We start from the raw sequence: 23,655 nt of genomic DNA, 5'->3' as shown, positions 1-23,655 counted from the left end.
GATGGGTCACCGCGTCGTGGTCAACCACGAGGAGCAGTACTCGATCTGGCCGGACGGCCGGGACCTCCCGGACGGCTGGCGTGAGGAGGGCGTCTCCGGCACCAAGGAGGAGTGTCTCGCCCACATCGACCGCGTCTGGACCGACCTGCGCCCGCTCAGCGCGAGAGGGGCGTGAGATGCACGGCGACTGGATCCGGATCCCGGCGAGCGGCGCCGGAGATCGTACGAGAGGGGCTGGCAATGGTTAGGGAACGGCTGGCGGCGATGGTGGCCTCGGCCTCCGACGGAGCCGTCACGGCCAGGGAGGCACTCGCCGCCACGGTCCCGCTGTCCGCGCTGGGGGTCACCTCCCTGGCGCAGATGCGGCTGATCGACGCGGTGGAGACCGAGTTCGGGGTGGAGATCGACCTGTCGGGCGACGGGTTGGACCTGCTGGAAGACCTCGACGCGCTGGAACGCCACATCAACGAGGCGCTGCGCGCGCACTCCTGAAAGCATTTCCGAACGGGGGAAGCACATGGACATCCGGTTCTCGGGGAGCCGGTCGGAGACGGCACCGCTGACCTGGGGGCAGCGGGCCATCTGGGACACGATCCGGAAGACGGCACCGGACGACCACTACTTCAACTTCGGCCGCGTGCTCGCCGTGCCCAGACGGGCCAGGCCGCTCACCGTGGCGGGGGCCGCCGAGGTCCTGCGCGCACTGGTGGAACGGCACGAGTCCCTGCGCACCAGGCTGGGCGAGGCGCCGCGCGGGAGCACCGTCCGCGCGAGCGGCACGGAACCGTACGGGAAGGTCGTCCGCACGAGCGGCTCCGAACCGTACGGGAAGGTCGTCCAGGCGAGCGGCACGGCACCGTACGGAGGCGGCGCCCGGGAGGGCGACGGCGCGGAGCCGTGGCAGGTGCTCGCGACCGGCGGCTCCATCCCGGTCACCGTGGCGGAGGGCGACCCCGAGCGGCTGCGGGACACGCTGGCGGAGACCGCGTTCGACTACGGGACCGAGTGGCCGCTCAGGATCGGGCTCGTCGTCGACCGCGACGAGGTCACTCACATCGTGCTCGTCTTCTGCCACCTGGCCGCCGACGGTCTCGGAGCCGAGGTCGCGGTCACGGAGCTGCGGCTGCTCCTGCTGCGCGGCTCCGTACCCGGACCGCCCCCGCCCTCCCCGCTGGAGCTGGCCCGCTGGCAGGGCTCCGAGCAGGGTCTGAAGGTCGCGGCGGTGGCCGCGGAACACTGGGAGAGCGAGTACCGGCGCATCCCCCCGACCATGTTCGACCGGCGGGCGGGCGTCCCCGCCGATCCTCCGATCTGGCGGGCGCACCTCGTCTCCCGGGCGATGGACCTGGCCGTGCGGCGGATCGCCGCGCTGAGCGGCACGAGCACCTCGACCGTCCTGCTGGCCGCCGCGGCCACGCTGGCCGGAAGGGTGGCCGGGCACGACGTGAGCGCGATGCTGCCGATCGTGGGCAACCGCTTCCGCGGCGGCACCGTCAACGCGGTCACCACGCTCTCCCAGGAGGGCCTGTTCGTGCTGGACCTGCGCGAGGGCGGCTTCACCGAGCTGCTGCGCGCGGCCAAACCCGCCGCGCTGCGCGCCTACCGGTCCGCCTACCACGACCCGGACGACCGGGACCGGCTCACCGAGCGGGCCGGCCGGGAGCGGGGCGTGAGAATCCACCCGTACTGCTGCTTCAACGACATGCGCTTCACCGACCGGGTGGACGCCTCCCCCGACGAGCCGAGCGTGCGGCGGGCCCTGGACGAGACGACGCTCACCTGGCCGCTCAGCCAGGAGCGGCTCAACTGCCGGTTCTGCCTGCACGTGACCGGCGAGCCCGGCGGGCTGGGCGTCTCGCTCACCGCCGACACCGCCTACCTTCCCCGTCCCGCCATGGAACGCTACCTGCTCGACCTGGAGTCGCTGCTGGTCGAGGCCGCGTTCCGCGAGGTGCTGGAGCCGGTCGGTTGACGGTCCACGCCTACGCGGAGTCGACGTCCTGCGTCCAGGGCGGCGCGCTCCGCTTCCACCTCGCCCGCGCCTCCCGCGCCCCGCTGCGCGGCTCGGTGCTGGTCGAGGACGTGGCCACCGACCTGGCCGTGCTCGACGGGGAGTTCACCGGCCCGGTGTGGACGCTCGACGTCTCCGCTGGCTGGCCCAGCTCGCTCTACCGCGCGGTCTTCACCGCCGACGAGGAGAGCAGCGAGGTCTACTTCGTCATACGGGCCGCCCGTCCCCGCTCGCCGATCCTGCTGTCGATCCCGTTCCCGACCTGGCAGGCCTACAACCGGGCGGGCATCCCCGGCGAGTCCATCTACTGGAGCGAGCAGCCGACCCGCGCCTCGCGGGTGTCCTTCGACCGGCCGGGCGGCGGGCCGCCGCCCGAGCGCTGGGAGGAGGGCATGATCCGCTGGCTGGGTCCTGCCGGGTACGACGTCGACCACTGCTCGGCCCTGGACCTGCACGAGGGGCGTGAGCTGCTCTCCGGTTACCGGCTGCTGATGGTCAGCGGGCACGACGAGTACTGGTCGGCGGGGATGCGCGACAGCGTCGAGGAGTTCGTGCGCCGGGGCGGCAACCTGGCCGTCTTCTCCGGCAACACCTGCTGGTGGCAGTTCCGGCTCGAGGACGACGGGCGCACCATGGTCTGCTACCGCGACGCGATCGCCGATCCGATGGCCGCCGTGGACCCGGCTCTCACCACGGTCGAGTGGTCCAGCGCGCCGGTGAACCGCCCGGAGAACGGCCTGACCGGGGTCAGCTTCCGGCGCGGTGCCGGGACCTGGGGGCCGTACATGCAGCTCATGCACGAGGAGTCCTACACCGTCCGGTTCCCCGAGCACTGGGTGTTCGAGGGCACCAAGCTGGGCGAGGGCGACACGTTCGGCAAGGGCGCCATCGGCTACGAGACGGACGCCTGCGACTTCGTCGAGGAGGACGGCGTGCCGGTGGCCACCGGGCGCGACGGCACCCCGCCGTCCTTCGTCATCCTGGCCACCGCCGACCTGCGGCACTGGCACCGGTACGGCCAGGGCGGCATGGCCACCATGGGCGTCTTCGGCCTCGGCGCCGGGACGGTGTTCACCGCCTCCACCGTGAACTGGGGCAACACCCTGCACGACCCGGCGGTGGACCGGATCACCCGCAACGTGCTGGACCGGCTGTCGGTGCGTACGGGCGGGTGGGAGACCATCGGCGGCGCGGACGAGGTCGGCGCGCTGACCGTTTTCGACTCCCTGCTGTACGGCGCCACCTCCGGCGGCTCGCTGCTCACCCGCGAGGTCTCGGACCAGAACCTGCGCTGGCGCCCCGAGGGGACCGCCCCCGCGCTGGTCGCCCTGGCCACCCCCAGGGAGGCCACCGCCGTCCACCCGATCGGCCTGTACGGTCTCACCGTCGACGACCGGCTCGTCTACCGCGACCCCGAGCACGGCTGGATCACCCTCGCCGACGGGCCCCGCGGCGGGGTCGGCCTGGGCATGGTGAACGGCGAGCTGTTCGCCGCCGCCGCGGAGGGCCTGTGGCTGTTCGACCCGGAGACCTCCGCCTGGAGCCTGGTCGAGGCGGGTGCCGGTGCCGAGGCCGTGGCGCTGGCCGCGATGAACGGCCGGCTGTACATGGCGGACGCGGACGGCCGGATCCGCACGCGGCTGCCGGTGGCGACCCCGGCCGGATGGACCGACCTGTGCGACGCGGGCGGCTGCACCGTGCTGACCGGGCACGCGGGCACCCTGATCGGCACCGCCCGCGACCGGCCCCTGCTCCGGCGCGCCGGCTTCCTGCGGGAGGCGGCCTTCCCGGAGGAGGCGACGCCCACGCCGTGACCCGCTCCGTCCGGGGGCCTCCTCGCGGCGGTTCGAAGCCGCCGCCTCTCAGGTCGCGGTAGAGGTTCCGGTGAGCGCCGGATAGTCCTTGAGCTTGATGTCCGTGGCGAACCTGTCCGTCATCCTGAGCATCGTCCACAGCAGGAACCGGCGCTTGAAGATCCAGTTCCGCATCCTGATCCCTCGCCACGTCGCCGGGGCGAGAAAGGGGCCGGCGCCGCCCCGCCCGGCCACCCTGGCGTAGCTGCGGAAGGCCTCCTCGTACGCGCGGAACGCCGTCCGGTGGTCGCCACCGGCCGCCGCCAGCTCCCCGGCCAGCACGTACGCGCCCACGATCGCCAGGCCGGTGCCGAAGCCGCCCAGGGTGTTGCCGTAGGCGGCGTCGCCGAGCAGCACCACCCGGCCCCTGGCGTAGTGGTCGACCTCGACCCGGCTGATCGAGTCGAGATAGAGGTCGCGCGCCTCGGGCAGCCTGGCGACGAGCTCGGGAACCCGCCAGCCCATGCCCCGGTAGGCGTCGGCCAGGATGCGCTTGTGCCGCTCCACGTCGTAGCGGTCGTAGTCGAGCCGCTCGGAGGCGAAGACGAAGAACGCGGGAGACTTGGGGCCGCCGATCGCCACCATCCGGCCGGGTTCGTTGTACATCATGTTGCCGGAATCCACGCCGAGATCGGCCAGCGCGTAGTAATGGCCGAGGAAGCGCACGTAGTCGGACTCGGGGCCGAAGGCCAGCCGCCGCACGTTGGAGTGGATGCCGTCTGCGCCCACCACGAGGTCGAAGGTACGCGGCGCGCCGCGCTCGAAGGTGACGTGCACGCCGCCCGCCGTGTCGGTCAGCGAGGTGAGGGAGTCGCCGAAGACGTACTCGCATTCCCCCTCGGTCCTCTCGTACAGCAGGGCGGAGAGGTCGCCGCGGAGGATCTCGATGTCGCCGCCGGTGAACTCGCCGGGCATGACCGCCAGCCGCCTGCCGTCCGCGTCGACGATGGTCTGGTCGGTACCGCCGGTCTGGCGCCGCCGCACCTCGTCGAGGATTCCCATCCGCTCCAGCACGACACGGTGGGTCTCGCCCTTGAAGTCGACGGCCTGACCGCCGGGACGGAGCGCGGGCGCCCTCTCGACGACGGTGACGGCGTGGCCGGAACGGCTCAGCCAGTAGGCGAGTGCGGGCCCGGCGATGCTCGCACCGGAGATGAGGACGGTGGTGTTCTTCATGCTCACGAGCGTCGAGGGGGACGCTGACAGCCCGCCGACCATCGGCTGACAGCCGGGCCTCCCCGGCGCCGGGCGCCGTCAGGCCTCGCCCGCGTCGCCCGCCTCGCCCGCGTCATCCGCACTGTCCACGTCGCCCGCGCCGTCCGCGCCGTCCGCGTCGCCCGCACTGTCCACGTCGCCCGCGTCGAGCGCGTCGAGCGCCGTGAGCACCTCGTCGCGGCGCATCGCGGCCCCGCGGGCGTACGCCGACGCGAACGCCTCCGCGCCGGCGAGGTCGCGGGCGCCCGCGGTGACCCGGGCGACGTCACGGTCACCGGCCACGGCCGTCCCGCGCAGTGCCACCGCCATGCCAAGCAGCAGCGCCGCCTGTGTCCCCGCTCCCTCGCGGGCGCGTGCCTCCCCTTCTCCGCGTACCCGCGTCCCCGTCCCTTCGAGCAGGGCGGCTCCCGCCCGGCCCTCGACGGCGTCGGCGAGGTCCGCCGCCAGCGGCGACCTGCGCGCGCGGGCCTGCGCCCGGCGATGGTGGAGCAGGGCCCCGGCGAGATCCCCCTCGGCCTCGGCCAGCCGTCCCAGCGCGGTGAGCGCCCGCGCCCGCGCCGCCTCCGCGCCGAAGGCCCCGGTCTCCGCACCCCGAAGCGCCAGGTCGATCCGGCGGCGGGCCTCGGCGAGGTCGCCTTCGAACCGCGCGATCTCCCCCAGCCCCAGGTGCGTCACGGCGGGCACGCCCGGCGATCCCGCCTTCCTGGCGAGTTCCCCGGCGCGCCGGTGGTCGGCGGCGGCGGCGACGAGGTCACCCTCGCGTGCCAGCGCCTCGGCCCGGTGCCCCAGCACGTCCGCGGTCTCCTCAAGGGCACCGAGCTCCTCCAGCAGCTCCAGCGCCTCCCGCCACAGGCCGCGGGCACGCGCCCACTCCCCGCGCCAGCCCGCGACCAGGGCCAGCCAGTCGAGCCCCTGAGCCGTCCCCCAGCGCTCCCCCAGGGACCTGAAGCGAGCCAGCACCTCCTCCAGCTCCCGCTCGCCCCCGGCGGGATCGCCGCCGAGCACCTTCAGCAGGGCGCGGCTCAGCCCGTCCAGGGCCAGGCTCCACGGATCGGAACCGAGCAGCCGGTCGGTCTCGGGCCCGGTGGGCGGCGCCGACTCCGGCGGCCCGGCGAACATGCCCCACAGGGCCGCGGCGAAGGGGTGGCGCAGCGGCCGGTCCCGCGACCACATGATCGCGTCGGCCCGTTCCCGGTGTTCGGGCAGCGCCCGCGGCACGGCGTGCGCCACGCACATGACGTACTCCTCCTCCAGCCCGGGGAGGGGGCGGCCGGTCGCCTCGAGCAGCTCGGCCGCCGCCTCCCCCGCGTCGCCGCGCCGGCCGCCCAGCCACCAGTACGCCGCCAGCGCGGCGACCAGCCGCAGCCCCGTCTCCGTGTCCTCGCGCACGGCCCAGCGCAGCGCGGCCGTCAGGTTGCCGTGCTCGGCGGAGAGCCTGGCCAGCCACCGGAGCTGTTCGGCCCGGCGCAGGTGGGGATCGGCGCGCCGGGCCAGGTCGAGGAAGTGGCGGGCGTGGCCGCCGCGCAGGCGATCCTCCTCGCCGGCCTCGGCCAGCCGTTCCGCGCAGAACAGCCTGATCGTGTCGAGCATCCGGTAGCGGTCGCCGTCCGCCACGACCAGCGACCTGTCCACCAGGTCGGCCAGCAGTCCGGCCGCGTCCTCCACCTCGCAGACCGCCTCGGCCGCCTCCAGGGACGCGCTTCCCGCGAACACGGAGAACCGCCTGGCCAGCACCTGCTCGGCGGGCGAGAGCAGGTCCCAGCTCCACTCCACCACCGCGCGCAGGGTCCGGTGGCGGGCCGCCGCCGTGGGGTCGCCGCGCGACAGCAGCCGGAACCGGCCGTGCTCCGCCAGGCGCGTGGCGATCTCCTCGACGGTGAAGGAGCGCAGCCGCGCGGCCGCCAGCTCGATGGCCAGCGGCAGCCCGTCCAGCGCCGCGCAGATCCGGACGACCGTCTCCACGTTGGCCTGCCGCACCTCGAATCCCGGCCGTACGGCCGCCGCCCGGTCGGCGAACAGCTTCACGGCAGGAGAGGCCAGGGCGGCGGGCGGCGAGGAGTCCGGCGGCGGGGTCTCCAGCGGTGCCAGCGGCACCAGCGTCTCGCCGGTGATGCCGAGGGGCTCGCGCCCGGTGGCCAGGACGGCCAGCCCGGGGCACTCTCCCAGCAGCCTGCGGGCCAGCGTGGCGACGGCGGCGTTCACGTGCTCGCAGTTGTCGAGAACCAGCAGCAGTTCGCGCTCGGCGAGTGCCGCCACCAGGTGCTCCACGAGGTCGGCCGGGCGCGGCGCGTGGAACCCGGGCTCGCGCAGCCCGAGCGCGCCCAGCACCGCCCGCGCCACCTGGTCACCGCCACCGGGCGGGACGCGCCCACCGGACGGAGCGGGTTCGCCGAACGGAACAGAGGCGCCACCGGACGGGCCGGAACCGCCGGGCGAGACGGGACCACCGGACGCAGCGGAGCCGCCGAGCGAAACGGAGCCGCCGAGCGGGGAGAGGTCGACGAAGCACACCTCGCGCCGCCCGCGTCCGGCCGTCTCGATCGCCAGCCGGGTCTTGCCCGTGCCGCCGGGCCCGGTGATCGTGATCAGCCGCGAGTCGCGCAGCGCGGCGATCCGCTCCAGCTCCCGCTCGCGTCCCACGAAGCTGGTGAGCTGGGCCGCGAGTCCCCGCCGTGGCGGCGCGGGCCGCTCGGCGCGCAGGACGGCCAGATGGATCGCGGCGAGCTCGGGCGAGGGATCGGCGCCGAGTTCCTCGGCGAGCAGCCGCCTGGCCTCCTCGAACACCGCCAGCGCCTCGGCCTGCCGCCCCGTCGCCCGCAGGGCGAGCATCAGCCGGCCCCGCAGCCGCTCCCGCAGCGGATGCGCGGCCACCAGCCGCTGCAGCTCCGCCACCGAAGCCGCCGAAGTCACCGAGCCGCCCTCGGGGAGGGTCGACTCCGCCTCCGCGAGGTCCTCCGTCGCCGTCAGCCGGAGCTCCTCCAGCCGGGCCGCCCACGCCCGCCCGAAGGGCAGGTCGGCCAGCGCGGGCCCGCGCCACAGGGCGAGCGCCTCCCGCAGCGGACCGGCGGCGTCCGGGTGGCGCCCCTCCGCCAGCAGCCGCCGCCCCTCGCGGGCCAGCCGTTCGAACCGGTGGGCGTCGACGTCGTCGGGGTCGGCCGCGAGCCGGTAACCGGTCCCGTGGAACTCGATCACCTCGGCGGGCAGGCTCCGGCGCAGCCGGGAGACCTGGGCCTGCACCGCGTTGGCGGCACCGGCGGGGGGATCGTCACCGTACTGGCCGTCGATCAGACGCCGCACGCCGACCACCCGGCCCGCGTCCAGCAGCAGCATCACGAGCAGGGCACGCGGCCGGGGCCCGCCCACGGAGATCTCCTCACCGGTGGGGGACCGCACCTCCAGGGAACCGAGGACACCGAACCGCATGGCCCCGATTGTCCCCCACGCCTCCGATGAGGGACGAACGCCGCAGGCAGCACGAGGCCGCCGGATTTCGATGACGAACCCGGGCGCGGCCCGTCCGTGACACCCCCCGGCCGCCCGCTGGGCCGTCGGCGGTGGTCAGCCGGCCAGCGGCACCCGCAGCTGCTCACGATGTGCTCGGTTCATGGCCATCAGCCCGTCGAGCGCGTCGCGGGTGCGGATGAGGTCGCCGATGTGCGCGGAGAGCCGGTCGCGCTCCTGCACCATCCGTTCCAGGGCGGCGTCGGAGTTCTCCGTACTGGGCGACTCGGTGCACGGGAGCAGTTCGACGATGGTGCGGCTGGACAGACCGGCGGTGTACAGGCGCTGGATGAACGCGACCCGCTCGACCTCGTCGTCCGTGTAGTGCCGCTGTCCACTGGCGCTGCGGACGCTGGCGAGCAGCCCCTGCTCCTCGTAGTAGCGCAGCGACCGGACACTGACCCCGGTCCGTGACGCGAGTTCGCCGATGCGCACATCGTCCTCCCACTGTGATCTGCGGCACAAGGCTTGCCTCTGACATTGATGTGAGCTTCTAGCGTACTCACCGTACCCGAGATCCGGGATCGACGACCACGGAGGACGACGTGACGACCCTTTTCGACAGCTATCGGCTCGGCGACCTGACGCTCCCCAACCGGATGGTGATGGCCCCGATGACGCGAATCCGGGCCGCCGCCGGCGGGCTGGCGACACCGTCGATGGCGACGTACTACGCCCAGCGCGCGACGGCCGGGCTGATCGTCTCCGAGGGCGTGCAGCCGAGCCTGATCGGACAGTCCAACCCGGGCACGCCGGGCCTGCACACCGACGAGCAGGTCTCCGCGTGGCGCCCGGTGACCGCCGCCGTGCACTCCAGCGGCGGGCGGATCTTCACCCAGCTCATGCACGGCGGACGGGTCTCCCATCCCGCCACCACCGGTATGCAGCCGGTCGGGCCCTCGGCGGTCCCGGCCGTCGGCGACGTGTTCACACCGTCCGGGCCCCGGCCCGCGCCGACACCGCGCGCCCTGGACACCGCCGAGGTGCCCGAGCACGCCGAGTCCTACGGCCGGGCCGCCCGCCGTGCCGTCGAGGCCGGCTTCGACGGCGTGGAGCTGCACGGCGCGAACGGCTACCTGATCTCGCAGTTCCTCTCGTCGAACGCCAACCTGCGCACGGACCGCTACGGAGGCTCGGTGGCCAACCGGATCCGGTTCGCCGTCGAGGCGGTGTCCGCGACCGTCGAGGCCGTCGGCGGGGCCAGGACCGGGATCCGCCTCTCCCCGGGCGGGACGTTCTGGGGGGTGGAGGAGACCGATATCCCGAAGCTGTACACCGCGCTGCTGACCGAACTGGCCCACCTCGACCTGGCCTACGTCCACCTCGAGGCCACCACCGACGAAGAGGTGCTGATCGGGCTGCGCCGCGCGTGGCCGGGCACCCTCGTCATGAACCCGGTGCTGCCGATGGGCCCCAAGCAGACCGGACGGGCCGAGGCCGACCACTGGCTCGGGCTGGGCGCCGACCTCATCAGCTTCGGCCGCGGGTTCCTCGCCAACCCCGACCTGGTCGAGCGGCTGCGTACCGGCCTGCCGATCGCTCCCGTCGACGAGGCGACGTACTACCAGGGCGGCGACGCGGGCTACCTGACCTACTCGACGTACCAGCACACCGCCTGATATTGGATGGCTTTCCCATGTGGCAGGGCTAATCCTGTTCGCCATGGAAGAACCGAAACACGGGATCCGGGCGGTCCACAGCGCGTCCACGATCACCGTCTACCAGGCCTACACCCCGGAGATCGGTCTCCCCGCCGCTCGTCTCGGCCGCTTCCCGGCCACCTGGAAACGGGATCGGATGACGTGGGTCAAACCATCGTTCCTGTGGATGATGTACCGCTGCGGCTGGGGCACCAAGGAGGGCCAGGAGACCGTCCTGGCCCTCGAGATCACCCGCGAGGGGTTCGAATGGGCCCTGCGCCACGCGTGCCTGTCGCACTACGCGCATGGGCTTCACCCCGACCGGGCCACCTGGAAGCGACAACTGAGACACGCGCCGGCCCGGGTGCAGTGGGACCCCGAACGCGATCTTCACCTGCGCCCGCTGCCCTACCGCTCCCTGCAACTCGGCCTCTCGGGTGAGGGCGCTCGCCGGTACGCGGACGAGTGGACGGTCGCCATCACCGACGTCACCCCGCTCGTCCGCGAGATCCACGCACTCCTGCGCGAGGGCGAACCGGACACCGCGGCCCGGCTCCTGCCCGAGGAGCGTCCCTATCCCGCCGGGGACGAGCTTCTGGCCCACCTATGTCCGTAAGCGCGGCGGCGCAGGCCCCCTGGATCCCACACCGCCGCACCGGACTCGACCGGTCCGGCCAGGTCGGTTCTCCGTCGGTTCTCCGTGTCCCACGCCTCCATGAAGTCGGATGGACCGTCACCGACTTCTTCCCGATCCGGCCGATCAAGCAAGGGCCTGCCGTGACGAGATCGAGATGATCACCCGTGATGATCGGCGCATGAAACGCATGAGCGTCGCGCTGGTGGTGGCCGGCCTGCTGAGCGTCGCGATTCCCGGCGGCGCCGTACACGCGGCTCCCGAATCGAGGTCCCTCGACTCCGTCGTCAAAGCGATCAAGAAGCAGTTCGCGAAGCAGAGCAGCGTACGCTTCTCCGTCAAGCGACGTGGCGGACCCCCACCCACCTCGGATATGAAGGCGTCCGGCGCGTACCGCTTCAGAGCTTCAGGCGTGTACGCCGCCGACACCACGACGATCTCCCAGGAACCAGAGGGGACAGGCCGGTCCCGGGGAATCAGCATCGGCCGGGACTTCTACTCACAGGCCTACGTGCGTTCCAAGGACGGCAAGTACGTCTGGAAGTCACCGTCGACAGTGGGGAAATGGGAGGCCGGGCGGAATTTCGCCGGGGTCATTTGGGGAGAGGACCTGATCAACGGGATCAACCCGGGCTTCCTCAAGTTGGTCACCTCCCACGGTGCGACCAGCTCCGACGGCGGAACCTTCGAGGGGGTGAGGACGACCCTCCACAGCGGCACGGTGACGGTTCCCGGCCTGGACGAGAGACAGGCCGGAATGTACTTCAGGACCGAGGAGGAAGAGGGAGCGTCGTGGAACGAGCCGATCACCTGGAAACTCTGGGTGGGCCCGGACAACCTGCCGAGACGTTTCCACGCCATCATGAGGTTCACCTCGAAGTACACCGGCGATGAGGTCGAGACCATGACGATGAACATCATCTATCGAGGGTGGGGAACCCCTGTCAGGATTACGGCCCCACCCAAGCACCTCGTCGTCAGCTTCTGGTGATCGATGATTCCTCGTGAAGAGCTCCGCTCCCATACGTCCGCCGCGAGCCGGCCGACGTCTTCGGGCGGCCGACGCAGGCCGTGATCGTCGAGATCGCCGTCCGGGGCGGCCCGGCCTCGGCTCGGATCGCTTCGGCCCTGCTCCGGACAGACGAGGGAGCCAAGGTTGATCCTTGATCCCGACGACTGTGACCTGCCCTCTCGAAAGGCGCTCTCCGTGGCCCTCGACCTCCAGGAACCGAACCGCGCCATTCTGGTGCTTTCGCTCGGCGGCACCATCGCCATGACCACTCCCTCCGGAGAGGCCGGTGGTGTCACTCCACGGCTGACCGCGGCGGACCTCGTCGCGGCGGTGCCTGGCTTGAAGGGGGAGGCCGCCCTGGAGGTCGAAGACTTCCGGCAGATGCCTGGCGCCTGGCTCACCATCGACGACATCGCGGCTCTGGCCGAACGGCTCAACAAGCAGGCCGCCACGGGCACAGCCGGTTTCGTCATCACACAGGGCACCGACACGCTGGAGGAGACCGCCTTCCTACTGGACCTTCTCTACCGAGGTGACGCCCCCGTCGTGCTCACCGGTGCGATGCGCAATCCTGAGATGGCCGGTGCGGACGGCCCGGCGAATCTTCTCGCCGCCGTACGCACCGCGGCCAGCCCGACCTTCCGGAACCTTGGCACCCTGGTGGTCTTCGCTGACGAGATCCACGCCGCGCGTCACGTTCGTAAGATCCACAGTACGAGCACGTCCGCGTTCTCCTCGCCCGGCGCCGGCCCGATAGGTCATGTTGTGGAAGGGCGACCACGCCCGCACTTCTCGCTGCAGCGTCGGCCGGCCGTAGCGCTCCCGTTCACCCGGCAGGCCAGGGTGGAGGTGGTCCACGCGACCCTGGGCAGCGATGGGCCCCTGCTCCAGGGACTCGGCGAACGTCTCGACGGCGTTGTGATCGCGGCCTTCGGAGCCGGGCACGTGCCGGCGACCTGGGTCGAGCGCCTGGAGGAACTCGCGGCCCGCATCCCCGTGGTCCTCACCTCCCGCACCGGTGCCGGCAGCGTGCTCTCCAGCACGTACGCGTTCGGGGGATCCGAGAGCGACCTGCTGGCACGTGGCCTCATCAACGGCGGAACGCTGGACCCGTACAAGGCTCGCCTTCTCCTTCTCGCGTGCCTGCGCACCGGAGCGGACCTTACGGTGATCGCGGACGCCTTCGAGGTCAGGTGCTGAGCCGTCCGCGAGAGATCTGGAGCACCGTATGCGCACCACCGAAATCACCACGGGCCGGAGTTTCGTCGTCGTGATCGACCACGGTGAGGAGTTCTTTCCCGCGCTGGAGAAGTTCTGTGCCGAGAACGGCATCCGTGCGGGTTACGTCCCGACTTTTGTCGGCGGCTTCCATTCCGCGAGGCTGGTCGGCTCCTGTGAGCCGCTGAAGCACCCGGAGAGGCCGCTGTGGGAGGAGATCGAGGTGGAGACTCTCGAAGCGCTCGGTGGCGGCACACTGGCCTGGGACGCCGAGAGCGACCGCCTCGCCCCCCACATCCATGTCTCCGCCGGTTTGAAAGCCCAGTCCGCGGACGGCCGCACGAGTCATCTGCTCGGCGCCACGGTCCAGTTCGTCATAGAACTCATCGTCGTGGAAATCCTCGCCCCGGCCCTGACCCGGCCCAGGATGCCGAATCTGTACGACGTCCCGCTGCTCACGTTCGGCGAACAGAACCAACCCGAGATCCACGGGAATGCGGGGATGCGCGGACGAAGGAAATCAGATTTTGCACCGTAGCCGATGGTTTCCGGCAGGCGCGACGGCGTAGGTGCCTCCAGATCCCACGCCGCCACGCCGTCTAACGGGCGCTTCCGGACAGGAGCGCTGTCCAGACGGCCCGAGCTTCACCGATCGAATACATGAAGGTGTCGTGGACCTCGGGAGTGTGGTCGAGTTGGACGGTTCGCCGGATGAAGGCCCGCCCACCGCCCTCGTACAGTTCGTAGACCGTGGCGCGGCACAGACAGGTCCACAACACCGAGCGAGCCCGCTCAAGCACCGAATCCGCGTGTAACCGCCGCCACTCCAGCCGCACGTGATCCCGCTGGACCATAGCCACGTGCGGACTCACGCACTCGTCAAGCAGGGTCACAACGCACCCCCGCCGTCAGCTCGGACGGGGGATGGGCTTCGCGCAGCTCCGCATAGCGGAACGCGATCCGACGAGCGGCCCGGGGAGTGTCCATCGCCGGATGCCAGGCGTAGACGGGCCGGTGACGACGGGCGTCCCAGCCGGTACGCCACCAGTAGCGATCGTCCTTGCACCAGACGACCAGGCCTACCCAGACCGACACCAGTGCCAGGCCATACCCGTCATGGACGTCGGCCTTGATGCCGAGCCGCCCCAGTTCGGCCCGAAGCTCCTCGGCCATGTCGACGGGAGTCGGCGCGGCAAGATCCATATGGGTCATCGACGGATTCATGCACTCAGTGGACCGCCTGTGCCCGAGGGGACATAAGCGTGTGATCGACCGTGGATATGGGAGCCGGTTCACACCCCGTGTGAAAGCGATTCAGTCGTGACAGTCACCCTGAGTAGATGACCTGTCCGGAACGCAAGAGCCTGTTTACACTCCGAGCGAGAGCGGCAGTCTACGGAAGGCGGGGCGATGAGCGAGCCGAACATCCTGCTCGACTCTCTGCTTGCCGAGGCGGGAATCTCACACGCCGGGCTCGCCGCACGCGTCAACAGGGTCACGTCCACCGCCCGGCGCCCGACCCGCTATGACCACACCGCCGTCGCCCGATGGATCAGGGACCGGGCGATTCCCCGAGGAGATGTACCGGAAATCATCTGCGAGATCATCGGAGGCAAGGTTGGTCGGCCTTTGTCGCTCGCGGACATCGGCATGCCGCGCAGCGAAACAGGCCGAGACGAGCCGGATTTGTCGCAAGCGGTCGATCAGGCGGTCGCGTTGTGGCGTGGAGACCTCAACAACAAGGTCTTCCTGACAGGTGCTTCGATGATCGACGGACCGGCCGCCGTCGCGCCTGTCTTCGAGTGGGAGAACCCTCCTCACGAGTTGGACGTCTCCCGCCGAGGCCCACGCCCGGTGAGTATGAATGACGTCCAGATACTCAGGGACGCGCGTAACCGCTACGAACAGATGTACCGCCGGGTCGGCGGGGTGCCGGTACGGCCACGCATCGTGGCCTTCCTCAACGCCAACGTGACACCTCTACTGAAAGGCAGCCACGACGACCGCACAGGCCGGGAATTGTTCCGGGCAGCCGGTGGCCTGGTCGCGCTCGCGGGCATCTGCGCCTACGACTCCGATCGTCAGGCGCTTTCCCAGCGCTATCTGTTCCACGCCCTGCGGATGGCCAAAGCATCGGGGAACCTGGCGTTCGGCGGTTACGTGGTCGCCCTGCTGGCGAATCAGGCCATGTCCCGGGCGAAATATCGGTATGTCCTCCAGTACGCCGAGACCGCGTTGCGCGGCGCGCGTGGACACCTGAGTCCAGCCCTGGTCACCGACCTGCACACGCTCCAGGCCAAGGCGTGCGCACGAGTAGGAGATCGAGCGAGCTGTCATGCGCACCTGTGCCGCGCGGAGGCCACCGCAGCTCGAATCCGCCACGACGACGAGCCGCCCGAAACCGGATACGTGCAGCCGGGCTTGCTGGAGTGCCAGCGCGCGGAGGCCCTGCGGCGGCTTGGTGACCTCACGGCCGCTCAGACATATGCCGAGGAAGCGCTTCGTTCCGCCGATACCTGCCATCTACGCGGCCAGACCCACCGACTCGCGACTCTCGCCCTTGTCCTGACCGAACGCGGCGACCTGGACCGGGCCGTCACCACCGCTGAGACGATGCTCGACCGCGCACAGGGCATGGAGTCCGAACGCATCGCCGAACGGGTCGCCATGGTGGCCGACGCGCTACGTCCCTTCGACGCCCGCGTGGTCGAAGAGTTTCTGACGCGGGCGCACCAGCAGGCACGCGTGCCCTTGTAGCGTGGTGCCGAGATCAGGTAACCACGCTGGGAGTACGCCACATGCGCTGGCAGGTCCACTCCGAAGAACCTCTCTACACCGACCGTTGGCTTGATGTCCGGGTGGCGGATGTGGAGCTTCCCGACGGCAGGCATCTGGACCACCGGCTGATCCGTACCGCGCCTGGAGCCGGTGCCGTTGTCACCGACGATCGACACCGGGTGTTGCTGATCTGGCGGCACCGTTTCATCACCGACTCCTGGGGCTGGGAGATCCCCATCGGCAAGATCGAGGACGGCGAGGAGCCGATCGCCGCCGCCACACGGGAGGTCGAGGAGGAGACCGGATGGCTGCCGGGACCGCTGCGCCCGCTGCTGCGCGTCCAGCCGACCAACGGCATCTCAGACTCGGTCCACCACATCTTCCGCGCCCACAGCGCCACCTACATCGGTCCACCGACTGAGGCGTGGGAGGCCGAGCGCGTCGAGTGGATGCCCCTCTCCGACATCCGTGGCCTGGTTGGCAAGGGCGACATCGTGAGCGGCACCAGCATGGCCGGCCTGCTCTACGTCCTCACCGAGTCGTAGAAAGTAAAGCGCTCCGGCACGATCCCATGATCGCGGGATACCGCTTCTCAACCGCCGTACGAGGTCAGATGGATACCGGACCGTAGAGGGCGGCCCGGGAGCCGGTGGTCAGGGCCCAGTAGCGGTCGCCGTAGGACCAGTGCCACCACTCGGTGGGGTAGTTGACCAGCCCGACCGCGTCGAGGGCGACGCCGAGGAGCTTGCGGTGGTGGCGGGCCTCGGGCGACAGGCCGGGGGCGTCGGTGTAGCAGGCACCGTCGCTCTCCTCGGGGGTGGCGTTGAGCCGGGTGCCCATGTCGAGCTCGGTCCCGTCGTCGGTGGCCAGGGTCAGGTCGACCGCGGCTCCCGCGGTGTGCGGGGCGATCTCGACGGGCGACACGTAGCGGCTCGCCGCGGCTCGCAGCTCCGCGGGCGACATCTCCGGATACAGCGTCCGGAGCTCCGCCGAGTATCCGTCGAAGATCTTCTTCTGCGTCGCCGGTGGCCGGTACCCCTCCACGACCAGCAACCGGTATCCCCCGGGAAGCTGCGCCTGCGCCTCCTCCAGCCTGGTCAGCAGCCCGAGCCTGAGGTGGGCGAAGGCCCCCTGGGGGTCGGCGAGCCGCCCGTCCGTCCGCAGCCGCCCCCGGACGTCGACCAGCCGCTCCCCTGACTCCTCGACGGGGATCGCGGCGACTCGGGCATCGGAGATCAGAACGATGTCAGGCATGGCGACAATTCTTCCCCAAGCGCCACAGTGCGCAGACCTCGCTCACGGGGAACGGGAGCACCGGACCGTGCCCGCATCCATGATCGCGCCCGTGCCCGTAGAACACGGTACGCCGGTCCGGCCCGGGTCTCGTCGCGACGGGACCCGGGCCGGTCCCGTCCGCGCGGGACGTCAGATCGTGTCCGAGAACACCTGCTCCCGGGCCTGCTGCAGCGCCGACACCAGGGCGCCGCGCAGCACGGGGTTGCCCTTGACCCGCGAGACCACGACCCTGGGCTGGCTCGGGCAGACCCGGGCGACGGCGTCCTGCACCCTGGCGGCGAGCGCGTCTCCGCCGGCCCTGCCGACGTCGCCGCTGAGCACGATGAGTCCGGGGTCCAGGACCACCGCGACGGCGGCGACGCCGACGGCCAGCCGCCCGGCCAGCTCGTCCAGGAACGCCTCGGCGCCCTTCGCGACGGCCGTACGGACGTGTTCTCCCACGGAACTTCCATCGGGGCTCCCGTCGGAGGCCGGGTCGGAGCCCGGACCGGGGCCGATGCCGTGGGCCCCGGCCAGCCCGGCGACCGCGTCGCCGCCGACCAGGCGCTGGAACGAGCCCGACTGGGGCTCGCTCACGTCGGTGGGGAGCGGCTCGCCGGGCACGGGGAGCCAGCCGATCTCGCCCGCGCCGCCGGTGAAGCCGCGGTGCAGCCGCCCGCCCAGCATGACGCCGAGCCCCTGCCCGACCCCCGCCCAGACGAGCACGAAGTCGTCGACGCCCAGCGCGGCCCCGTACGCGCGCTCGGCCAGCGCGGCCAGGTTCACGTCGTTCTCTATCGTCACCGGGACCCCCAGATCGCGGCGGAGCTCGGCGAGCACGCCGTTGTGCCAGGAGGGCAGGTCGAAGGAGAAGCGCACGTCACCGGTGCGGGGGTCGACGACGCCCCGGGTGCCGATCACGAAGGCGCGCAGCCGGTCGACGCCGATGCCCGCCGACGCGCACGCCTGGCTCACCGCGCTCCGCACCAGCCGTACCGGGTCCTCGTGCCCGCTGGGGTCGGCGGAGACCTCGGCGACGAGGGTGCCGGTGATGTCGGCGACCCCGGCGCTGATCCTGTCGGGCAGCACGTCGAGCCCGACCACGTACGCGCAGGAGGGCACCACCCCGTAGAGGGCGGCGTTGGGGCCGCGGCCGCCCGCCTGCTCGCCGACCACGGCGACGAGGTCGCGCTCCTGGAGCCTGGAGAGCAGCTGACCCGCGGTCACCTTGGACAGCCCGGTATGTTCTCCCAGCTCAGCCCGGGTTAGAGGGCCGCTGGACAGCAGGAGTTCCAGCGCCGCGCGGTCGTTGAGCCGGCGCAACAACCGAGGGGTCCCCGGGCGTGTGGGCAAGGTCGTCCTCCCCGTCACGATCCGCTAACGATCGTTTCTTTTAAGAAAGTTTCTTGTTAGTTTAACCCTAGTCAGCCCGCAGGCAAGCGATCGGAACCGCGGGTTGCGGTAGTTCCGACCGCTCCCAGTGAGTGCAGAGGGTCGCGGGGACCCCGGCCATAACAGATGAGCGCAAACCCCGGCGAAAGCCTGAAAGGGAGAACTCCAGTGAAGTTCGCGAGAATCGCCACCACGACGGCAACCACCGCCGCCCTCGCCCTGGGTCTCGCCGCGTGTGGCAGCAGCGAGCCGACACCGGCCGCCGACAACCAGGCGTCGGCGCCCGCCGCGTCCGGTCCCAAGTTCGCAGGTCAGACGCTGACCGTCTGGCGCCTCGGCACTCCCGACGAGAAGCAGGACAAGCTGATGGCCGACCTGAACGCCAAGTTCAAGGAGACCACCGGCGCCGACGTCAAGCTCCAGTGGGTGCCCTGGCCCGACGCGCAGGCCAAGTGGACCGCCGCGCTCGCCGGCGGCGAGGGCCCCGACGTCACCGAGTTCGGCAACGACCAGGTGGCCGCGTGGGTCGCGCAGGACGCGCTGACCGACATCACCGACGTCGTCAAGGCCACGCCCGACTTCCAGCAGATCCCGCAGAACCTGTGGGGCTACGAGACGGTGGACGGCAAGATCTACGCCGCCCCGTGGGGCGGCGGCACCCGCGCCGTCCTCTACCGCAAGGACTGGTTCGAGGACCTGAAGATCGAGACTCCCAAGACCTGGGAGGACCTCGTCGCCGCGGGCAAGAAGATCGTCGCCGAGAAGGGCAAGGACGTCGACGGCTTCGCCTTCAACGGCGGCTCCGACGCCAACATGTCGCTGTCGCCGTTCGTCTGGTCGGCCGGCGGCGACTTCGCCGCCTTCGAGGGCGGCAAGTGGACCGGCAAGCTGACGGAGCCCGGCTTCAAGGAGGGCTTCCAGTACTACACCGACCTGGTGACCAAGCACGGCGTCTCGCGCAAGTCCGCCCTGACCCAGAACTCGGTGGACATCGCGACCCGCTTCGCCAACGGCAAGGTCGGCATGTACGTGACCGGCGGCTGGGACATCACCACCATCAAGGAGCAGAGCGGCGGCAAGGTCGACGACGCGAAGATGGCCTTCTTCTCGCTCCCGGCCAAGGACGGCAGCGGCCCGGCCCCGGCCTTCCAGGGCGGCAACGACATCGCCATCTGGAAGGACACCAAGAACGTCGAGCTGTCCGCCGAGTACGTCAAGCTGGCCGCCGGCAAGGAGTTCGGCACCCGCTACGCCAAGGAGGGCGGCCTGCTCCCGCTCTACCCGGAGGCTCTGACCGAGTACGCGGCCGACCCGGTGCAGGCGCCGTTCGCCGAGACCTTCAAGGTCGCCAAGGGCTTCCCGAACGACACCAACTGGGCCGAGGCGAACGACACCAAGGCGGTCCTGCAGAGCGCGGCCCGCTCGGTCATCGAAGGTAAGAAGGACGTCGACACCGCGCTGGCCGACGCCAACAAGGAACTCGAAGAGATCCTGAACCAGTAACCATGGCGAACACCTCAACCATCGCCCGGGACGGGGGCACCCCCTCCGTCCCGGCGCGGGGGCCCCGAGGCGCCACGCCCCCGCGCAGGTCCGGCGGACTGCCCGCCTGGGTCGTCCCCTACGCGCTGCTCGTCCCCGGCCTGCTCGTCATCGCCGGCCTGCTGCTCTACCCGCTGTACCAGATGGTCGTCATGTCCTTCCAGAACGTGGGACTGCGGCAGGTCCGGGGAGCGCCGGCCGAGTCCGTCGGCTTCGAGAACTACCAGAAGCTGATCGAGTCCGAGCTGTTCTGGTCGTCGCTCCGCAACACCGTCGTCTTCGCCGTCGTCACGGTGGCGGGCACCCTGATCCTCGGCACGCTGGTCGGCCTGCTCCTGCACAAGCTGGGCAAGAAGATGTCGACCTTCCTGATCGTCGGCATCATGGCCGCCTGGGCCACCCCGCAGATCGCCACCGCGATCATCTGGCGCTGGCTGTTCGACGCGGAGGCCGGCGTCATCAACTGGGTGCTGAACGCGCTGCCCGACTGGTTCTCCTCCCTGCTGTTCGGCCGCTCCGACTGGACCGGCGAGCCGTGGCTGAACGACGCGTTCACCATCTACGTCGTGCTGATCCTCGCGGTGGTCTGGGCGTCGTTCCCGTTCATCGCGGTCTCGATCCTGGCCGGGCTGAAGAGCATCTCCCAGGAGCTGTACGAGGCGGCAAGGGTGGACGGCGCCTCCGCGTGGCGGATCTTCTGGAAGATCACCTTCCCGCTGCTGAAGCCGGTCTTCGCGGTGCTGACGGTGCTCTCGGTGATCTGGGACTTCAAGGTCTTCACCCAGCTGTTCGTGCTGGCGGGCGGCACGTCCAACCGGGAGGCGTACAACCTGTCGCTGTTCGCCTTCACCCAGGCCTTCAGCGCGCCGCCCAAGATGGGCATGGGCGCGGCCATCGCGGTGGTGCTGACGCTGATCCTGCTCGTCATCACCTTCTTCTACGTCCGCCAGATCGTGAAGACGGAGGACGTGCGATGACCACCTACGACACGCGGGTGCCCCCGAAGGCGCCCGCACGCGCGCCCCGGGGAAATCCCAGGACGCGCAAGCGGCTCGGCAGGATCGGCCTGAACACCACCGCCGTCGTGGTGTTCCTGTTCGCGATGTTCCCCGTCTACTGGATGGTGAGCACAGCCTTCAAGAGCAGGCAGCAGATCTTCACGACGGACTTCATCCCGTTCCCCACCGACCCCACCCTCGAACACGTGAAGCGGGTCTTCACCGAGGGCATCGCGGGCCACTCCATCTGGCAGTATCTGCTCAACAGCTCCGTCGTGGCCCTCGGCACCGTGCTCATCGGCGCGGTGTTCTCCCTGCTGGCGGCGACCGCGGTGGCCCGCTTCCGGTTCCGCGGGCGCACCTCGTTCCTGATCCTGCTGCTCATCGTGCAGATGGTCCCCGGCGAGGCGCTGCTCATCCCGCTGTTCATCATGGTCAGGCGGGCCGGGCTGTACGACCAGCTGCTCGGCCTCGTCGTGGTGAACGTCGCCATGACGCTGCCGTTCGCCATCTGGATGCTGCGCACCTTCGTCGCGGCGGTGCCCAAGGAGCTGGAGGAGGCCGCCTGGATCGACGGAGCCAGCCGGTTCGCCACCTTCTGGAAGGTGCTGTTCCCGCTGGTGGCCCCCGGGCTGGTGGCGACCAGCATCTTCTCGTTCATCACCGCGTGGAACGAGTTCGTGTTCGCGCTGACGCTCATCAACGACCAGGGCAACTACACCATGCCCGTGGCGCTGCGCTACTTCGTCAGCCAGCGGTCGGTCGACTGGGGCGCCATCATGGCCGCCTCCACCTTGATGACCATCCCGGTCATCGTCTTCTTCCTTCTGGTGCAGCGGCGGATGGTCTCCGGACTCGTCGCGGGTGCCGTCAAGGGCTGATCCCATTGGTGCTGGTACGGCACGCACCCACAAGGCGCGGGCCGTACCAGCCCTGTTCTGTTTTCTTTGCTTACATCCATGTCCGACACCCCCCTACATCTCAGGTAAGGAACACCTACCGCCATGTCTGAGTTCATCGCGGATCGCGGCGATCAGGGGCTGCGTCGTCTCGCGGCCGGCACGCTGCTCGCCGCGTTCCAGGGCACCGAGGCACCCGAGTGGGTCCTGCGGGAGCTGGAGAACGGTCTCGGCGGCGTCACCCTCTTCGGTTTCAACGTCGCCGACGCCGCACAGCTGTCCGCTCTCACCTCCCGGCTGCGCGAGGCCGCCGATCCGGTCATATCGCTGGACGAGGAGGGGGGTGACGTCACCCGGCTCGCCTACCACGTGGGCAGCCCGTACCCCGGCAACGCCGCCCTCGGCGCCGTGGACGACGTCGAGCTCACCCGGCGGGTCTACCGGTCCATCGGCGACGACCTGGCCCGCTGCGGCGTCAACCTGGACATGGCCCCCTCCGCGGACGTCAACACCGCCGCGGACAACCCGGTGATCGGCACCCGCTCGTTCGGGGCGGAGAGCGCGCTCGTCGCCCGGCACACCGTCGCCGCGGTGCACGGCCTGCAGTCGGCGGGAGTGGCCGCCTGCGTCAAGCACTTCCCCGGCCACGGCGCGACCCGGCAGGACTCCCACCTGGAGGTCCCGCTCGTCGACGCCTCCGTGGGACTGCTGCGCGAGCGCGAGCTGGTGCCCTTCCGCGCCGCGATCGACGCCGGGACCAGATCCATCATGACCGCGCACGTACGCGTGCCCGCCGTCACCGGCACGCTTCCCGCGACGCTCTCCCCCGCCGCCCTGACCGGCCTGCTCCGCGGCGAGATGGGCTACGAGGGTGTGATCATCACCGACGCCCTCGACATGAAGGCCGTCACCGCCGCGTACGGTCTCGCCGGGGGTTCGGTGCTCTCCCTCGCCGCCGGAGCCGACCTGCTCTGCCTCGGCCCGATTCCCACCGAGGACGACGTCCGCCGCATCGTGGACGAGATCGTCGCGGCCGTCCACGACGGACGGCTTCCCGCGGCCCGCCTGGAGGCGGCGGCCGAACGGGTCGCCGCCCTGCGCGGCTGGTTCGGCACGCCCCGCACCGGTGAGGCCGAGCGGGACGTGATCGGCCTCACCGCCGCCCGCCGCGCGGTCAGCCTCACCGGCTCGGCCTCTCCCCTGGTCGACCCGCTGGTGGTCGAGGTGGACACCCCGCCGACCATCGCGGTCGGCAACGTGCCGTGGGGCTTCACGCCGCTGCTGCCGCAGGCGGAGGTGCTGCGGGTCAAGCCGGAGGCGGCCGACGTGGCGGACATCCTGGAACGTGCCTCGGGCCGCTCCCTGATCGTCGTCGTCAAGGACGCCCACCGCTACGAGGCCAGCCAGTCGGTGGTCTCCGCGCTGCTGGCCGCCCGTCCCGACGCCACGGTGGTCGAGATGGGCCTGCCGATCTGGCGCCCGGAGGGCGTCACCTACCTGGCCACCTACGGCGCCGCCCGTGCCAACGCCCAGGCCGCCGCCGAGCTCCTCGGCGTCTGACGGAATCGGCCACATTCCACCGGCTCGTCCCGTCGCCCGGAGACACCGGGCCGGCGGGGCGTACCGGCGACGACACGGCCCGCTCCCGCGAGAACCGCGGGGGCGGGCCGTGTCTTTCCTCGCGCGT

Annotated in this window: 21 protein-coding genes; 15 read left to right on the top strand and 6 right to left on the bottom strand. The window is 71.0% G+C overall.

What is annotated here, in order from left to right; translation table 11 throughout:
* Position 1 precedes the first annotated feature (1 nt).
* The 4 genes from ACTOQ2_RS11115 (at position 2) to ACTOQ2_RS11100 (ending at position 3,825) form a co-directional block, all read left to right on the top strand.
* Complete coding sequence (locus ACTOQ2_RS11115) at positions 2–175, top strand: MbtH family protein (protein WP_350972660.1); 174 nt, start codon at positions 2–4, stop codon at positions 173–175.
* Between the two features lie 65 nt (positions 176–240).
* Positions 241–492 (top strand): acyl carrier protein, encoded by a 252-nt coding sequence (locus ACTOQ2_RS11110; RefSeq protein WP_440099567.1) that lies wholly within the window; start codon positions 241–243, stop codon positions 490–492.
* Positions 493–517: 25 nt separating this feature from the next.
* A complete protein-coding gene (locus ACTOQ2_RS11105; RefSeq protein ID WP_440099566.1) occupies positions 518–1,972 on the top strand; it encodes a hypothetical protein in 1,455 nt (484 codons plus the stop codon).
* Positions 1,969–3,825, top strand: coding sequence for a N,N-dimethylformamidase beta subunit family domain-containing protein (locus ACTOQ2_RS11100; protein ID WP_440099565.1), 1,857 nt, complete (start codon positions 1,969–1,971; stop codon positions 3,823–3,825). The genes ACTOQ2_RS11105 and ACTOQ2_RS11100 overlap by 4 nt, the downstream gene beginning before the upstream one ends.
* 48 nt (positions 3,826–3,873) lie before the next feature.
* Here ACTOQ2_RS11100 and ACTOQ2_RS11095 read toward each other — a convergent pair whose 3' ends face one another.
* The 3 genes from ACTOQ2_RS11095 to ACTOQ2_RS11085 form a co-directional block, all read right to left on the bottom strand.
* Positions 3,874–5,040 (bottom strand): FAD-dependent monooxygenase, encoded by a 1,167-nt coding sequence (locus tag ACTOQ2_RS11095; RefSeq protein ID WP_440099564.1) that lies wholly within the window; start codon positions 5,038–5,040, stop codon positions 3,874–3,876.
* A gap of 78 nt (positions 5,041–5,118) precedes the next feature.
* Positions 5,119–8,502, bottom strand: a complete 3,384-nt coding sequence (locus tag ACTOQ2_RS11090; protein WP_440099563.1) for a BTAD domain-containing putative transcriptional regulator — start codon at positions 8,500–8,502, stop codon at positions 5,119–5,121.
* Between the two features lie 135 nt (positions 8,503–8,637).
* Positions 8,638–9,015: a MerR family transcriptional regulator gene (locus tag ACTOQ2_RS11085; protein WP_440099562.1), complete on the bottom strand. Its 378-nt coding sequence runs from the start codon at positions 9,013–9,015 to the stop codon at positions 8,638–8,640.
* A gap of 110 nt (positions 9,016–9,125) precedes the next feature.
* Between ACTOQ2_RS11085 and ACTOQ2_RS11080 the strand changes: the two genes are divergently transcribed.
* The 5 genes from ACTOQ2_RS11080 (at position 9,126) to ACTOQ2_RS11060 (ending at position 13,622) form a co-directional block, all read left to right on the top strand.
* A complete protein-coding gene (locus ACTOQ2_RS11080; protein ID WP_440099561.1) occupies positions 9,126–10,199 on the top strand; it encodes an alkene reductase in 1,074 nt (357 codons plus the stop codon).
* Between the two features lie 43 nt (positions 10,200–10,242).
* Positions 10,243–10,836 (top strand): DUF4291 domain-containing protein, encoded by a 594-nt coding sequence (locus ACTOQ2_RS11075; RefSeq protein ID WP_440099560.1) that lies wholly within the window; start codon positions 10,243–10,245, stop codon positions 10,834–10,836.
* A 226-nt stretch (positions 10,837–11,062) separates the two neighbouring features.
* Positions 11,063–11,845, top strand: a complete 783-nt coding sequence (locus ACTOQ2_RS11070; RefSeq protein ID WP_440099559.1) for a hypothetical protein — start codon at positions 11,063–11,065, stop codon at positions 11,843–11,845.
* A 165-nt stretch (positions 11,846–12,010) separates the two neighbouring features.
* Complete coding sequence (locus tag ACTOQ2_RS11065) at positions 12,011–13,066, top strand: asparaginase (protein ID WP_440099558.1); 1,056 nt, start codon at positions 12,011–12,013, stop codon at positions 13,064–13,066.
* Positions 13,067–13,094: 28 nt separating this feature from the next.
* Positions 13,095–13,622 carry a PPC domain-containing DNA-binding protein gene (locus ACTOQ2_RS11060; protein ID WP_440099557.1) on the top strand — a complete coding sequence of 176 codons (528 nt, stop codon included), beginning with the start codon at positions 13,095–13,097 and terminating at the stop codon, positions 13,620–13,622.
* A 341-nt stretch (positions 13,623–13,963) separates the two neighbouring features.
* On the opposite strand, the gene ACTOQ2_RS11055 is transcribed toward ACTOQ2_RS11060, so the two are convergent.
* A complete protein-coding gene (locus ACTOQ2_RS11055; protein ID WP_440099555.1) occupies positions 13,964–14,296 on the bottom strand; it encodes a hypothetical protein in 333 nt (110 codons plus the stop codon).
* Between the two features lie 198 nt (positions 14,297–14,494).
* Between ACTOQ2_RS11055 and ACTOQ2_RS11050 the strand changes: the two genes are divergently transcribed.
* Complete coding sequence (locus ACTOQ2_RS11050; protein ID WP_440099553.1) at positions 14,495–15,841, top strand: transcriptional regulator; 1,347 nt, start codon at positions 14,495–14,497, stop codon at positions 15,839–15,841.
* 41 nt (positions 15,842–15,882) lie between these two features.
* On the top strand, positions 15,883–16,407 hold the full coding sequence (locus ACTOQ2_RS11045; RefSeq protein ID WP_440099551.1) for an NUDIX hydrolase: 525 nt from the start codon (positions 15,883–15,885) through the stop codon (positions 16,405–16,407).
* Positions 16,408–16,471: 64 nt separating this feature from the next.
* On the opposite strand, the gene ACTOQ2_RS11040 is transcribed toward ACTOQ2_RS11045, so the two are convergent.
* Entirely contained in the window at positions 16,472–17,116 is a 645-nt protein-coding gene (locus ACTOQ2_RS11040) for a M15 family metallopeptidase (protein WP_440099549.1), read from the bottom strand.
* 171 nt (positions 17,117–17,287) lie between these two features.
* A complete protein-coding gene (locus tag ACTOQ2_RS11035) occupies positions 17,288–18,490 on the bottom strand; it encodes an ROK family protein (RefSeq protein ID WP_440099548.1) in 1,203 nt (400 codons plus the stop codon).
* Between the two features lie 207 nt (positions 18,491–18,697).
* On the opposite strand from ACTOQ2_RS11035, the gene ACTOQ2_RS11030 reads away from it, so the two are divergent.
* The 4 genes from ACTOQ2_RS11030 (at position 18,698) to ACTOQ2_RS11015 (ending at position 23,528) form a co-directional block, all read left to right on the top strand.
* Complete coding sequence (locus tag ACTOQ2_RS11030; RefSeq protein WP_440099546.1) at positions 18,698–20,032, top strand: extracellular solute-binding protein; 1,335 nt, start codon at positions 18,698–18,700, stop codon at positions 20,030–20,032.
* Between the two features lie 2 nt (positions 20,033–20,034).
* Positions 20,035–21,048 carry a carbohydrate ABC transporter permease gene (locus tag ACTOQ2_RS11025; protein ID WP_440070187.1) on the top strand — a complete coding sequence of 338 codons (1,014 nt, stop codon included), beginning with the start codon at positions 20,035–20,037 and terminating at the stop codon, positions 21,046–21,048.
* Complete coding sequence (locus tag ACTOQ2_RS11020) at positions 21,045–21,950, top strand: carbohydrate ABC transporter permease (protein WP_440099545.1); 906 nt, start codon at positions 21,045–21,047, stop codon at positions 21,948–21,950. The genes ACTOQ2_RS11025 and ACTOQ2_RS11020 overlap by 4 nt, the downstream gene beginning before the upstream one ends.
* A 123-nt stretch (positions 21,951–22,073) precedes the next feature.
* Entirely contained in the window at positions 22,074–23,528 is a 1,455-nt protein-coding gene (locus ACTOQ2_RS11015) for a glycoside hydrolase family 3 protein (protein ID WP_440099544.1), read from the top strand.
* The last annotated feature ends 127 nt before the right edge of the window (positions 23,529–23,655 follow it).

It is taken from the genome of Streptosporangium sp. H16, from assembly GCF_051918855.1.
GTDB lineage: Bacteria > Actinomycetota > Actinomycetes > Streptosporangiales > Streptosporangiaceae > Streptosporangium.
This window is presented reverse-complemented; position numbering and strand designations above follow the sequence as displayed.

Excerpts from the sequence above, each read along its gene's own strand:
- ACTOQ2_RS11020 (WP_440099545.1), top strand. The coding sequence starts at position 21,045 with ATGACCACCTACGACACGCGGGTGCCCCCGAAGGCGCCCGCACGCGCG.
- ACTOQ2_RS11105 (WP_440099566.1), top strand. The coding sequence starts at position 518 with ATGGACATCCGGTTCTCGGGGAGCCGGTCGGAGACGGCACCGCTGACC.
- ACTOQ2_RS11060 (WP_440099557.1), top strand. The coding sequence starts at position 13,095 with ATGCGCACCACCGAAATCACCACGGGCCGGAGTTTCGTCGTCGTGATC.
- ACTOQ2_RS11055 (WP_440099555.1), bottom strand. The coding sequence starts at position 14,296 with ATGACCCATATGGATCTTGCCGCGCCGACTCCCGTCGACATGGCCGAG.
- ACTOQ2_RS11075 (WP_440099560.1), top strand. The coding sequence starts at position 10,243 with ATGGAAGAACCGAAACACGGGATCCGGGCGGTCCACAGCGCGTCCACG.
- ACTOQ2_RS11115 (WP_350972660.1), top strand. The coding sequence starts at position 2 with ATGGGTCACCGCGTCGTGGTCAACCACGAGGAGCAGTACTCGATCTGG.
- ACTOQ2_RS11090 (WP_440099563.1), bottom strand. The coding sequence starts at position 8,502 with ATGCGGTTCGGTGTCCTCGGTTCCCTGGAGGTGCGGTCCCCCACCGGT.
- ACTOQ2_RS11050 (WP_440099553.1), top strand. The coding sequence starts at position 14,495 with ATGAGCGAGCCGAACATCCTGCTCGACTCTCTGCTTGCCGAGGCGGGA.
- ACTOQ2_RS11025 (WP_440070187.1), top strand. The coding sequence starts at position 20,035 with ATGGCGAACACCTCAACCATCGCCCGGGACGGGGGCACCCCCTCCGTC.
- ACTOQ2_RS11095 (WP_440099564.1), bottom strand. The coding sequence starts at position 5,040 with ATGAAGAACACCACCGTCCTCATCTCCGGTGCGAGCATCGCCGGGCCC.
- ACTOQ2_RS11040 (WP_440099549.1), bottom strand. The coding sequence starts at position 17,116 with ATGCCTGACATCGTTCTGATCTCCGATGCCCGAGTCGCCGCGATCCCC.
- ACTOQ2_RS11110 (WP_440099567.1), top strand. The coding sequence starts at position 241 with ATGGTTAGGGAACGGCTGGCGGCGATGGTGGCCTCGGCCTCCGACGGA.
- ACTOQ2_RS11015 (WP_440099544.1), top strand. The coding sequence starts at position 22,074 with ATGTCTGAGTTCATCGCGGATCGCGGCGATCAGGGGCTGCGTCGTCTC.
- ACTOQ2_RS11045 (WP_440099551.1), top strand. The coding sequence starts at position 15,883 with ATGCGCTGGCAGGTCCACTCCGAAGAACCTCTCTACACCGACCGTTGG.